Origin of the sequence: Maribacter sp. R77961, from assembly GCF_044594925.1 — a bacterium.
GTDB lineage: Bacteria > Bacteroidota > Bacteroidia > Flavobacteriales > Flavobacteriaceae > Maribacter.
Genome location: NZ_CP138991.1, coordinates 3,604,885 through 3,617,276 on the forward strand (window position 1 = coordinate 3,604,885; position 12,392 = coordinate 3,617,276).

At 37.6% G+C, this 12,392-nt stretch carries 12 protein-coding genes; 8 read left to right on the plus strand and 4 right to left on the minus strand.

Annotated elements, in window-relative coordinates:
• The first annotated feature begins 74 nt into the window (after positions 1–74).
• The 3 genes from SJY09_RS15595 (at position 75) to pckA (ending at position 3,826) form a co-directional block, all read left to right on the plus strand.
• Entirely contained in the window at positions 75–479 is a 405-nt protein-coding gene (locus SJY09_RS15595; RefSeq protein WP_396636629.1) for a DUF423 domain-containing protein, read from the plus strand.
• Entirely contained in the window at positions 472–1,941 is a 1,470-nt protein-coding gene (locus SJY09_RS15600; protein ID WP_396636630.1) for an SLC13 family permease, read from the plus strand. Before SJY09_RS15595 ends, SJY09_RS15600 begins: the two co-directional genes overlap by 8 nt.
• A gap of 268 nt (positions 1,942–2,209) precedes the next feature.
• Positions 2,210–3,826, plus strand: a complete 1,617-nt coding sequence (pckA, locus tag SJY09_RS15605; RefSeq protein ID WP_396636631.1) for a phosphoenolpyruvate carboxykinase (ATP) — start codon at positions 2,210–2,212, stop codon at positions 3,824–3,826.
• A gap of 51 nt (positions 3,827–3,877) precedes the next feature.
• On the opposite strand, the gene SJY09_RS15610 is transcribed toward pckA, so the two are convergent.
• The 3 genes from SJY09_RS15610 to SJY09_RS15620 are packed head-to-tail and all read right to left on the minus strand — an operon-like array spanning position 3,878 to position 6,956.
• A complete protein-coding gene (locus SJY09_RS15610; protein WP_396636632.1) occupies positions 3,878–4,621 on the minus strand; it encodes a uroporphyrinogen-III synthase in 744 nt (247 codons plus the stop codon).
• 8 nt (positions 4,622–4,629) lie between these two features.
• Positions 4,630–5,283, minus strand: coding sequence for a DUF4271 domain-containing protein (locus SJY09_RS15615; RefSeq protein WP_396636633.1), 654 nt, complete (start codon positions 5,281–5,283; stop codon positions 4,630–4,632).
• On the minus strand, positions 5,283–6,956 hold the full coding sequence (locus SJY09_RS15620) for an ArnT family glycosyltransferase (protein WP_396636634.1): 1,674 nt from the start codon (positions 6,954–6,956) through the stop codon (positions 5,283–5,285). The genes SJY09_RS15615 and SJY09_RS15620 overlap by 1 nt, the downstream gene beginning before the upstream one ends.
• Positions 6,957–7,074: 118 nt before the next feature.
• On the opposite strand from SJY09_RS15620, the gene SJY09_RS15625 reads away from it, so the two are divergent.
• From SJY09_RS15625 to SJY09_RS15635, 3 genes are read left to right on the plus strand one after another with little or no spacing between them, the layout of a single operon-like run.
• Complete coding sequence (locus SJY09_RS15625; protein ID WP_396636635.1) at positions 7,075–7,803, plus strand: polyprenol monophosphomannose synthase; 729 nt, start codon at positions 7,075–7,077, stop codon at positions 7,801–7,803.
• Positions 7,804–7,805: 2 nt separating this feature from the next.
• Positions 7,806–9,143: a dihydroorotase gene (locus tag SJY09_RS15630; RefSeq protein ID WP_396636636.1), complete on the plus strand. Its 1,338-nt coding sequence runs from the start codon at positions 7,806–7,808 to the stop codon at positions 9,141–9,143.
• The gene (locus tag SJY09_RS15635) at positions 9,143–9,580 is read left to right on the plus strand and encodes a DUF4296 domain-containing protein (protein ID WP_396636637.1); all 438 of its coding nucleotides are present in this window, start codon (positions 9,143–9,145) and stop codon (positions 9,578–9,580) included. The genes SJY09_RS15630 and SJY09_RS15635 overlap by 1 nt, the downstream gene beginning before the upstream one ends.
• On the opposite strand, the gene SJY09_RS15640 is transcribed toward SJY09_RS15635, so the two are convergent.
• Complete coding sequence (locus SJY09_RS15640) at positions 9,561–10,568, minus strand: NAD-dependent epimerase/dehydratase family protein (protein ID WP_396636638.1); 1,008 nt, start codon at positions 10,566–10,568, stop codon at positions 9,561–9,563. The two genes, SJY09_RS15635 and SJY09_RS15640, sit on opposite strands and share 20 nt — an antisense overlap.
• A 102-nt stretch (positions 10,569–10,670) precedes the next feature.
• Here SJY09_RS15640 and tyrS point away from each other — a divergent pair, with 102 nt between their 5' ends.
• Positions 10,671–11,969: a tyrosine--tRNA ligase gene (gene tyrS, locus SJY09_RS15645; RefSeq protein WP_396636639.1), complete on the plus strand. Its 1,299-nt coding sequence runs from the start codon at positions 10,671–10,673 to the stop codon at positions 11,967–11,969.
• A 19-nt stretch (positions 11,970–11,988) separates the two neighbouring features.
• Positions 11,989–12,384 (plus strand): hypothetical protein, encoded by a 396-nt coding sequence (locus tag SJY09_RS15650; RefSeq protein ID WP_396636640.1) that lies wholly within the window; start codon positions 11,989–11,991, stop codon positions 12,382–12,384.
• The last annotated feature ends 8 nt before the right edge of the window (positions 12,385–12,392 follow it).

Genomic DNA, 12,392 nt, shown 5'->3' on the forward strand with positions numbered 1-12,392 from the left:
GCTTACTTTTGTTTAATAACGATGAACTAAGATATCAAATTGTTGCATTTACAAAAAAACACATCTATTAAGTTATGAACAAAACAATTTTTGGGACGGCATGTCTCCTTGGAATGTTGACTATAATTCTCGGGGCTTTTGGAGCCCATGGTTTGGAGAAACTAATAGCGGCCAATGCCATTACAACATTTGAAACTGGGGTACGCTATCAAATGTACCATGTGTTTTTACTATTTATTTTGGGGTTATTACCTAGTTTGCCCAATAGTATAAAGCGTTTGGTTTTCTATTTAATTGTCATTGGGATAGTATTGTTCTCTTTCTCACTTTACTTTCTGGCTCTAAATGACTTAATGGCGTTCGATTTTAGGAAGATTGGTTTTTTAACACCGATAGGAGGAACACTACAGATTATTGCTTGGGGTATCTTAGGCTATGCTTTTTTCAAGGGGAAGTCTAATACGTTTCAAGATGAATAGAACAAAGCTATTAGGTCTGATTTTAGGGCCTATTTCATTTTTTCTGATACTATCATTTTTTCATCCAGAGGGTTTGTCAAAAGAGGCGAACGCCGTGTTGGCCTCTACAATTTGGATTGCTATTTGGTGGATAACCGAAGCTATTCCGATTGCGATCACGGCTTTATTGCCATTGGTATTGTTCCCTTTATCAGGAGGACTAGATTTACCCACTACTTCCAGCTCCTTCGGTCATAAATATGTCTTCCTTTATATGGGAGGATTTATCATAGCCATAGCCATAGAGAAATGGAACTTACATAAGCGTATAGCTTTGAACATTATAAACTTTATAGGCTCGGACATTCGTAAAATCATATTAGGCTTCATGATGGCGACGGCATTTCTGTCTATGTGGATTTCCAATACAGCTACCGCCGTTATGATGTTGCCCATAGGAATTGCAATAATTAAACAACTGAGGGACAATCCGGATACTATAGAAGATGAGAACCTTATATTCGGGAAGGCCTTGATGTTGGCTATTGCCTACAGCGCCTCCATTGGAGGGGTCGCTACATTGATAGGAACACCGCCCAATTTGGTTTTGGCAGGTGTTGTGCTAGACACATATGGCTATGAGATCACCTTTATGCAGTGGTTTATGTTTGGGCTTCCTATTTCCATTGTCCTTTTATTTATATGTTGGAAATACCTCACCCGGTACGCATTTTCTTTTAAGCAAACCGAGTTTCCAGGAGGAAAAGATGAAATTAAAAGGCAGTTACAGCTATTGGGAAAGATATCTTATGAAGAGAAGCTAGTCGGTTTTATTTTCGCTTTTACGGCTTTTTGTTGGATTACGAGGTCCTTTCTTTTACAACAGTTTTTGCCAGGACTGGACGATACTATAATAGCCATCTGTTTTGCCATAGTGCTATTCCTAATTCCTGCAAGAAGTAAAAAAGAACAACTCATTAATTGGGAGGAAGCGGTAAAAATGCCTTGGGGCATCATTTTACTTTTTGGCGGTGGAATGGCCTTGGCAAAGGGTTTTGAAGTGAGTGGTTTGGCCGTATGGATAGGAAGTCAGATGACATCCCTATCTGGGTTATCCATTGTACTATTGATTTTGGTATTGATTGCTGCGGTTAATTTTTTAACGGAAATCACCTCAAATTTAGCTACCACGGCAATGTTATTGCCCGTTCTTGCTCCAATGGCACTAACGATAAACGTGCATCCTTTTGCACTCATGGTTGGGGCGGCCGTGGCGGCATCTTGCGCCTTTATGTTGCCAGTGGCAACACCTCCAAATGCAGTAGTGTTCGGTTCGGGTTATTTGCGCATCCCGGATATGGTTAAAAAGGGTCTTTTTATGAATTTAATTTCCATCGTGGTGCTTACTTTATTCGTCTATTTTGCCTTGCCGGAGCTGTGGGGGTTTGTTATTGAGGGATTTCCGAATAGCTTAAAAAAATAGCAGATTCAGACCTATTATATGTCAATGCGCTAAAAAATAATGTTCATTTTTACCATAATCGTAAAATATTCGTTGTTAAAATATTAAAGAATTTTAGATTTTAATAAAATAAAATAGGAATTTCCCCAAAAACCTAGTTATAATTTTAAGAGAAATAAGCATAAGGTAAGAATTCAACAATTCAACGTGTTTATCAGCTAATAAAACCTATAATTCAGGTGCTTGCTGTATTAATTATATAGCTTTGCACAAACTAAATTTTATTTTTATGAGTGCAATAGGCCAAAATACGAAAACGATTTCGTTGAATGATTATGGGATCACGCATCGTAATGTACATTATCAACTAAATCCTACAGACCTTCAGAAGGCAACCCTGGATAAAAATATGGGAAAGGAAACCGCTAATGGTACCTTGGCCGTCAATACTGGGGAATTTACAGGCAGATCTCCGATGGATCGTTTTATAGTAAAGGATAGCATCACAGAAGATAAAATTTGGTGGGGCCCGGTTAATATTCCTTTTGATGCCGATAAGTTTGATAAGCTATATGATAAGGTCATCGCTTACCTTAATCAGAAAGAGTTGTTCGTTCGGGATAGTTATGCCTGTGCGGACCCAGAGTATAGATTAAATATTAGGGTAATAAACGAATATCCTTGGTCCAATATGTTTGCCTATAATATGTTTCTTAGGCCAACGGAGGACGAGTTAAATGATTTTGACCCCGAATGGACAGTTGTCAATGCGCCTGGTTTTATGGCCGATGCCGCTATTGACGGAACACGTCAACATAACTTTGCCATCCTAAATTTTACAAAGAAAATTGCCTTGATCGGCGGTACGGGATATACCGGTGAAATTAAAAAAGGAATATTTTCTGCTTTAAATTTTATACTACCGGTGTATAAGAATACGTTACCTATGCATTGTTCTTCCAATGTGGGTGCGGATGGAGATACGGCCATATTTTTTGGTTTGTCGGGAACCGGTAAAACTACCTTGTCTACCGACCCGGAAAGAAAATTAATAGGAGACGATGAGCACGGTTGGACTAATGCGAATACTGTCTTTAATTTTGAAGGCGGTTGTTATGCAAAAGTCATTAATTTGTCCAAAGAGCAGGAACCGGAAATTTATGGTGCCATAAAGCCTGGCGCAATATTAGAGAATGTGGTTTTGGACAGCGATGGTAAGGTTGATTTTGCAGATACTTCCATTACGCAAAATACTAGGGTAAGTTATCCTATACATCATATTGATAATATTCAAGAGCCATCTATTGGTAAGAACGTAAAGAATATCTTTTTTTTAACTGCGGATGCTTTTGGGGTGCTACCTCCAATTTCTAAACTAACACCGAGCCAAGCCGCTTATCATTTTATATCTGGGTATACGGCAAAGGTTGCTGGGACAGAAGCTGGGGTCGTAGAGCCAGTACCTTCGTTCTCTGCTTGTTTTGGAGCTCCTTTTATGCCTTTGCACCCTGCAAAATATGCCGAAATGCTTAGTAAGAAAATGAAAGAATCCGGGGTAGATGTATGGCTGGTTAACACCGGGTGGACAGGCGGGCCATATGGTGTTGGAACACGAATGAAATTAAAATATACAAGGGCTATGATAAGTGCTGCTTTGAGTGGACAATTGGGACTGTATTCGTATGACAAGTATCACATTCATTCCGTTTTTGGTGTTGCACAGCCACGGGAATGTCCTGGAGTTCCTACTAGTGTTTTAAGTCCTAGGGCAACATGGGACAACGATGAGAAATATTACACTACGGCCTTTAAATTGTCAAACGCATTTAGGGAGAATTTTAAAAAGTTCGAATCTTACGCAAGTGAAGAGATAAGAAGAGGCGGTCCTCAACGATATGCCTTTTAAGTAAAAAAAAGCCCGGTCATTTGACCGGGCTTTTTTATTAAAACAATTCTATTATTTGTTTACGCTTGTAATATATTTTTGAAGCGCCATGGTCATCGAAGGTGTTTCAGGCGTTGGTGCTTTAATATCTATCCTGAGTCCGGCACCGGTAGCTGCGTTCACTGTTGAATTTCCGAACACGGCTATTCTAGTATCATTTTGTTCAAAATCAGGAAAATTATGAAGAAGTGATTCTATTCCGGATGGACTAAAGAAAACCAGCACATCGTAATACACATCTCTTAAATCAGATAAATCACTGATTACCGTCTTATAGAATATACCACGTTGCCAGGAAATTCCGAGTGTGTCCAAAGTGTCAGGGACAGTTGGTTTTAAAACATCCGAGGATGGTAAAAAGAACTTTTCGTCCTTATATTTTTTAATCAAAGGCACAAGTTCGGAAAATAAACGTTTTCCAACGTAAATCTTACGCTTTCTATATACCACATATTTTTGAAGGTAATACGCTACCGCTTCGGACTGGCAAAAGTACTTCATGCTGTCCGGTACTTTAAAGCGCATCTCCTCTGCGATTCTAAAGTAATGGTCAACCGCGTTTCTACTTGTAAGTATAATAGCGCTATAATCTTTAAGATCGATTTTTTGCTGCCTTACATTCTTGGCATCAACCCCTTCTACGTGAATAAACGGTCTAAAATCTACCTTTACTTTCTCTTTGTCGATAAGTTTGGAATAGGGAGAATTTTCCATTTTCGGCTCAGGCTGAGAGACCAGAATCGTCTTTACTTTCATATTGTGCACTATTTAAGGAAGCTTCCCAAAATTACTAAGGGCGCAATTTCGAGTGCGCAAAGGTACAAAATAAAATAGAAAAAGTAGCTGGTTATTAATTTTTGGTGATTCTTTAAAACTGTAATCCAACCTATTATGTTAGTCCCTAAAAATAAAATCAAGGCCAATAGAACAACAGCGGTCGAATTTATATACACGAAGGTTAAGATGATATTGGCAATGAATAAAATTAATCCCGAGTAATTTAAATAGGAGAGTTTTTTAAAAATAATCTCGGTAAAAGTGCGATAGGAACCAAAAATGAAAGCGTTGGTAAGTTGCAATAACACTTTTGTCGTTAAAAAGAGAAAAAATACCAATAGTATAATTGGAAAAATAAAAGGGTAATTGTTCGTTTCTGGTTTTTCAAAGGCTTTCCATGCTAAAAACAGAAAAAGCGATGTATTGATAATTTGAAAAATGGTAAAAAATACGTGGAACCAATTGTATAGTTTTTCCTTCTTATTGTACATAAAAATATACTTGTTGTTGAAGGGTAAAATCATAAAATTGAGAAAACGGGAATAGAACATGCTTTTGGCGGCCAAAATAAAAAGAAGACTCCCAAAAAGAATTAGGGTAATCCAATCTTCAGAATTTGCTGCTCGTAGAATAGATTCCATTACTGCAAAGGTATAGGTTTACCGTTTAGGCCAAAGTATAGTCCGTTTTCTGAAATTACGATCCGCACATAACCCAGATTTTCTTTTGTCGGTTTTGGAAGTTTTGTAATGAAATTTGTAGTGTCTTTTGATATCAGAATATCAGAAATCAGATTTTTAGGTTCCAATGTAATTGGAATGATTTGTTGCGTTTTTTTATAATCATCAAGATAGGCCGCAGCAAATTTGAGCTTGTTCAATTTGATATCAAAATCATAAGGATTGTAGACCTGTAATGAGATTTCTTGGTCTATATTCACAGATTTGTCCGTAACATCAATAATACATTCTAGTTTACGATAGGAATCAAAATCGTTGATGTATTTAGCATGAAATTCGCTACCGTCCGTTTTGGTGTAGTGAAAAGTACCGTCTGTAATATATCCTGAAACATAGAGCACCTTTTTGTTTCTAACCAGCTCTTCTGTATCCGTTATGGAATACTGATTCTTGCGGTACTGTACATTATTTAAGGAGTAGGTAGTGCTTCCGCCAGAATAAAAGGCATACATCGGTGCCCTCCTGTAAGAGTTTTCAAAAACTACGGGCATGGCTCCAACTTCATCCTTAATCTGTTTTACCCAATCTTTATTTCCGTGACTTTCATAGAAAACACTAAAAAGTAGTGGTTGGTATACTAGACCAACTCTCAAATATAAAATTAGGGCTGCGTTAACCAAGCCAAGCCTATAAATCCACCGCATAGCCGATTTGTTCGCTAGCATATAATTAAATACGATAACGACCATAGGTATACAGATAATGATTATCCATTGTGTTTGTATCCTTCTATTAAAACTGGAAATGAAGAAGAAAATAAGAACCCCATATGTTAAAAATAATAATGCTTTGTTAAATAAAGAACGCGCTTTGGTCTTAAATAAAGCGTAGTACATTAAGGGGAATGTCAATCCAAAAATTGCAATAAGGTTCACAAAATAGCCGAGGGTGTATTTTTCAAAACTATAGGCGCCATTAGGACGTTCATAGAGGTGGTATTTAATGGAAACCAAGTTGTTGTCATATAGCCAATAGAAGTGAGGCGTATAGCATAGTAAAGCCACGATGACCGCGTACCAGGCAAACTTATTTTTTAAAAGGTTAAGGTTGGAAAATAACACAAATAAGATGACCAATACAGCATGGTATTTACTATACATTAAACAGGCCATAACAATTCCCATTAGGATAGATAGTCCAAAAGATGGCTTTGCAATAAACTTTTTGTAGGCCAATAAAAAGCATGATGTAAAGAATAGTAATGGCGTATCCGGTAAAGTGAAAAATCCGTATGCGTTAAGAAGCGTCATGGAGAACGCTAGGACAAAAAAATGAACGACGTAGTCTTTCTTTTTAGGATTATCTATAAGCAACCAGAGAACTATTAAATTTGCTGCGGATAGGAGACAGCTCATAAAACGAACACCTAGTTCACCTTCAAAAAAAAGGCTGCTTATTTTAATGAGCAGTGCTACCATAGGAGGGTGGTCAAAATATCCCCAAGCCATGTTCTGGCTATAATACCAATAATAGGATTCATCAAAGATGAGTTCCGTGAAATAGGACTGAACTAGGTTCAGTAACAGAAAAACAGCAAGAAAATAATAAAATGGTTTGGGTATTTCCTTTAACATTGATGGTTGTTGAAGATGTAAAATTACGAATTCATTTTTTTAAAAAAATCATAAAGCCAGTGAAGGCATTTTACCAACACTATTAAAGTAGTACTTTTGTGGTTATACGTTATTTTTTATGTCTAACAGTATTGTAATAATTCCTACTTACAACGAAATTGAAAACATTGAAGCTATAATTAGAGCAGTTTTTCAATTACCGAAACAATTTCATGTTTTGGTAGTAGATGATAACTCTCCGGATAAGACGGGAGCAAAAGTAACTGCCTTACAGGAGGAGTTTAAAGACCGCCTGTTCTTAGAAACAAGAACAGAAAAGTCAGGTTTAGGCACGGCTTATATCCATGGTTTTAAATGGGCAATTGAGAGGCGGTACGATTATATTTTTGAGATGGATGCCGACTTTTCTCATAACCCAACAGATTTACTACGTTTATTAAAGGCTTGTGAAAATGGTGCCGACGTGGCCGTAGGGTCTAGGTATAAAAAAGGAGTGAATGTTGTAAACTGGCCGTTGTATAGAGTGTTATTGTCATATGGAGCCTCCTTTTATGTAAAAATGATTACCGGGATGCGTGTACACGACCCTACCGCAGGTTTCGTTTGTTACAAAAGGTATGTGTTAGAACACATTAAATTAGATTCTGTACGCTTTGTTGGTTATGCATTTCAGATTGAGATGAAGTTTAGGGCTTATCTAAAAAACTATAAAATAGAGGAAGTTTCCATTATTTTTAAGGACCGCGTATTGGGGAAATCCAAAATGAGTTCTTCTATTATAAGCGAGGCCATTTGGGGAGTCCTGTCAATGAAATTAAGAAGTTTGTTTCAAAAAAATAGATTTTAAGTATGGGAAGAATACTTTTGAAAAATGGAAAAGTTGTTAATGAAGGTACTATTCAAGAACTAGATGTTCTTATTGATGGGGATATTATTTCAAAAATTGCGAGCGGTATTTCGGATGCTTCTGCAAAAGTTATTGACGTAAAAGGGAAATACGTTTTACCTGGAGTAATAGATGACCAAGTTCATTTTAGAGAGCCAGGATTAACACATAAAGGGACTATAGCTACAGAAAGTAGGGCTGCGGTAGCGGGGGGTATTACTTCCTTTATGGAGCAGCCAAATACAGTTCCGCAGGCAACCACTATAGAAAAGTTAGAGCAAAAATTCGCTACAGCTAGTAAAACGGCTTTTGCCAATTACTCTTTTCCTTTTGGCGGAACCAATGATAATCTAGAGGAATTAAAAAGACTAGATAAAAATTCCTGTTCAGGAATAAAATTATTTTTAGGCTCCTCTACAGGTAATATGCTAGTAGATGATGAGGAGGTTATTGAGAGTATTTTTAGTAGTACCGAAATGGTTATTTCTGCCCATTGCGAGGATGAGACTACTATTCGTCGCAATCTAGCGACATATATGGACACTTACGGTGATGATATTCCTATAGAATACCACCACCTTATTAGAAGTGAAGAGGCCTGTTACCTATCTTCTTCCCGTGCTATTGCTTTGGCTAAAAAGACAGGGGCAAGATTGCATGTATTCCATTTATCAACCGCCAAGGAAATGGATTTATTTAGAAACGATATTCCTCTGGCCGAGAAAAAAATTACCGCTGAGGTGTGTTTGCATCATTTATGGTTCACATCGGAAGACTACAAAGAAAAAGGAACACTTATAAAATGGAATCCTGCGGTAAAAACTGCCCATGATAGAGATGCGCTTTGGACAGCACTTTTAGATGATAGAATAGATGTTGTTGCCACAGATCATGCCCCGCATACGATTACAGAAAAAGATAACGTTTATACCAAAGCACCAAGTGGAGGGCCATTGGTGCAACATGCATTACCTGCAATGTTAGAGAAGCATTTGGAAGGTAAGATTACGTTGGAACGTGTGGTGGAAAAGATGTGTCATAATCCATCAATACTATTTCAGATAGCTAAAAGGGGTTATGTTAAAGAAGGCTATTTTGCCGACCTGGCCGTAGTTGATTTAGAAAATTCTTGGAAGGTGACCAAAGAAAATATAGCCTATAAATGCGGATGGTCTCCCTTTGAGGGAGCTTCGTTTAAAGCTAAGGTAACGCACACCTTGGTCAATGGCCATTTGGCTTATGAAAATGGTGTTTTTTCGGAAGAACGTAATGCCAAGAGGCTTACATTTAACAGACCATAATGAAACATATCTTACTATTTACAAGTATCATCTTTTTAGTATCCTGCGGCGAAAAATTAATAGAGCAACCAGAAAACCTAATTGCCAGGGATGAAATGGTACTTATATTAAAAGATATGGCAATCGTCAATGCTGCAAAAACCACCAATATCGGAATATTAAAGGATAATGGAATTGACCCTACTACCTATGTGCTAAATAAGTACAATGTTGACAGTACCAGGTTCGTAGATAGTGATAGATATTATGCATCAGTTCCATTAGCTTATGAAAGTATTTATAAAGAAGTAGAAAGTTTATTGGACGAGGAAAAAGAACGACTAAAAGATTTAAAGAAAATCAATGACAGTTTAAAACTTTTACAACGAGAAGAAAAGGATTTATTAAAGGCGGGTGGTGTTCAAAAACCTACCAATACTAAGAATGTTCCTCAATAAATTTAGCGCAACTCAGTTTAATCGTATCGTTAAGGGCATCAAACTCGAAACCTAATTTCTGTCTAATTTTCTCATTGCTGTACAGTTCTGGATGAAGTAGGGAGTAGATGGTGTTTTTAGTGATTTTTCTTTCACTGCCTGTAATTACCGTTTTTAACCAGTCCACATAGCGTCCAATTTGTAATTGCCAAATTTTCAGTTGTTTTGTTGGTTTTTGTTTGCCGAATTCTTGAGCTAAACGACTTAAGATTTCCTGATAACTAAGATTTTCTCCTACAAGTATAAAACGCTCGTTGACAATTGAAGCATCCATTAATTGCAACATCGATTTTACGACATCGAAAACCGTAACAAAACCTGTGCCTCCAGGAGGGAAATAGGAATACCCTTTAAATGCCGTGGCGAATAATTTTCCGCTCCCACCTTCCCAATTTCCAGGTCCTAGGATTACTCCAGGATTTACGATAACTACGGATAAATTTTCTTGGGAACCTCGCCAGACTTCCAATTCTGCATCATATTTACTTAGTGCATATACATTGGTGTGTTGTTCCGTCCATTCATTTTGTTCGTTGGCCACAAGACCGGGCGCACCTTTTCCAATTGCTCCTATAGTACTTACATAGCATAGCTTTTTAACATTATGAGCTATACAAAGGTTTACCATATTGGCCGTACCCTCAACATTAACTTTGCGTAGCAACTTAAAATCTTGGGGATCAAATGAAATAAGGGCCGCAGCGTGGTAAACTTGGTCTATCCCACTAAACGCTAATTCCATAGTGGGCAGGTCCAAAATATCCGCTTTTATCCATTCAATTTTATTAAAGAGGGTTTCTGGATTATCGGAATAATAGGAGAAGGTTTTTTGTACGCCTGTACGTTTCGTTTCTGACCTATAAATGGCCCTAACCTTTTTATTTAAAGACGTTAATCTAAAAAGTAAATGTGAGCCCACCAATCCAGTTCCACCAGTAACAAGAATCATAGTCCAAAGTTATGCATTACTAGTGGATAAATTCGTGATGTGTTCAGTAAGAGCGACAGCATTTTTCCTTTTATATTTGCAACTCATATATATTAGTAAAAAATGACGTCAAATTTTGTCAAGGAATTGGAATGGAGAGGCATGTTACATGATGCGATGCCTGGAACGGAGAACTATCTTATGGAGGGAATGCAGTCTGCCTATGTTGGGATTGATCCCACGGCAGATTCTTTACATATTGGCCATTTGGTAGGTGTTATGATGTTACGCCATTTTCAATTGGCAGGACATAAGCCTTATGCTTTAATTGGTGGGGCTACGGGAATGATTGGTGATCCGTCTGGGAAGTCTGCCGAGCGCAATCTTTTAGACGAGGATACCCTAAGGCACAATCAAGAAGCGTTGAAAGAGCAATTATCCCGGTTTTTGGATTTTGAAAGCGATGTGGATAATGCCGCGGTTTTGGTCAACAATTATGATTGGATGAAAGATTTCTCTTTCTTGGATTTTATACGGGATGTTGGCAAGCATATTACGGTGAATTATATGATGTCAAAGGATTCTGTAAAAAAAAGACTGTCTGCGGAGGCCAAGGAAGGAATGTCCTTCACGGAATTTACATATCAACTAGTCCAAGGTTATGATTTTTTACACCTCTACGAAAAATACAACTGTACCTTACAAATGGGTGGTAGTGATCAGTGGGGTAACATCACTACGGGGACGGAGCTTATTAGAAGAATTGGAGGTGGCAAAGGCTATGCGCTAACGTGCCCATTAATTACAAAAGCGGATGGAACCAAGTTCGGAAAAACCGAAAGTGGTAATGTGTGGCTAGATGCAAACCGGACTTCTCCCTATAAATTTTATCAATATTGGTTAAATACATCAGATGCTGATGCGGAGAAGTACATAAAAATCTTCACTTTTATTTCTAAAACCGATATTGAAGAACTAATCTCAAAGCACCAAGAAGCACCACATTTACGATTGCTTCAAAAGAAACTGGCGGAGGAAATCACGGTAATGGTCCATTCTCAAGAAGATTTAGATAATGCTGTGAAGGCTAGTGCTATTCTTTTTGGAAAATCAACCTCGGAAGACCTGAAAGGATTAAACGAAAAGACCTTTTTAGATGTTTTTGAGGGCGTGCCACAGGCAGAAGTTTCGGCTGCCGATTTAGAAAACGGTATGGATATGATTGCGGCACTCGCTGCTAAAACTGGTTTTTTGGCATCTAATGGAGAAGCGCGAAGAGAGCTGAAACAAAATTCAATAGCAGTAAATAAAGAAAAGGTCAAAGAAGATTTCCTGATAAAGAAAACAGATTTAATAGACGGCAAATATGTACTGTTGCAACGTGGTAAAAAAAGCTACTTTGTACTCGTAGTGAGTTCTTAATAATTACGTAAAATTTTATATGATGAAGAAATGGTGGATTTTAATAAGTGTGTTGTGTATGTCATTTTCATGCTCTAATGACGAGGTGAACGACCCTGAAGATAATGCTTTAGCTGGTGAATGGATATTATCTAACATTTCGTGTTTCTGTTTCTTTGAAGAGGGAACCGATTTCTCTACCACGCGGTTAATTTTCGATACTAATGAAAATAAGGTTACCGTCCAGAATTCTGGTCAGGATACCTATTTTAAGCAATCTGGCACTTATTCCTATAGTGGTGAAGGAAACCGATTGCAATTTTCAGATAATGAGGCCTATACTTTTACTGTAAAGGGAACATCTTCCCTTCAATTGGTTTTTGAGGATAATCCCAATCTGTCTGATGATGAGGTCACCTATTCTTTTCGTAGATAGGGGGCCTT

Coding starts and splice junctions, on each gene's coding strand:
- SJY09_RS15595 (WP_396636629.1), top strand. CDS start 75: ATGAACAAAACAATTTTTGGGACGGCATGTCTCCTTGGAATGTTGACT.
- SJY09_RS15600 (WP_396636630.1), top strand. CDS start 472: ATGAATAGAACAAAGCTATTAGGTCTGATTTTAGGGCCTATTTCATTT.
- pckA (WP_396636631.1), top strand. CDS start 2,210: ATGAGTGCAATAGGCCAAAATACGAAAACGATTTCGTTGAATGATTAT.
- SJY09_RS15610 (WP_396636632.1), bottom strand. CDS start 4,621: ATGAAAGTAAAGACGATTCTGGTCTCTCAGCCTGAGCCGAAAATGGAA.
- SJY09_RS15615 (WP_396636633.1), bottom strand. CDS start 5,283: ATGGAATCTATTCTACGAGCAGCAAATTCTGAAGATTGGATTACCCTA.
- SJY09_RS15620 (WP_396636634.1), bottom strand. CDS start 6,956: ATGTTAAAGGAAATACCCAAACCATTTTATTATTTTCTTGCTGTTTTT.
- SJY09_RS15625 (WP_396636635.1), top strand. CDS start 7,075: ATGTCTAACAGTATTGTAATAATTCCTACTTACAACGAAATTGAAAAC.
- SJY09_RS15630 (WP_396636636.1), top strand. CDS start 7,806: ATGGGAAGAATACTTTTGAAAAATGGAAAAGTTGTTAATGAAGGTACT.
- SJY09_RS15635 (WP_396636637.1), top strand. CDS start 9,143: ATGAAACATATCTTACTATTTACAAGTATCATCTTTTTAGTATCCTGC.
- SJY09_RS15640 (WP_396636638.1), bottom strand. CDS start 10,568: ATGATTCTTGTTACTGGTGGAACTGGATTGGTGGGCTCACATTTACTT.
- tyrS (WP_396636639.1), top strand. CDS start 10,671: ATGACGTCAAATTTTGTCAAGGAATTGGAATGGAGAGGCATGTTACAT.
- SJY09_RS15650 (WP_396636640.1), top strand. CDS start 11,989: ATGATGAAGAAATGGTGGATTTTAATAAGTGTGTTGTGTATGTCATTT.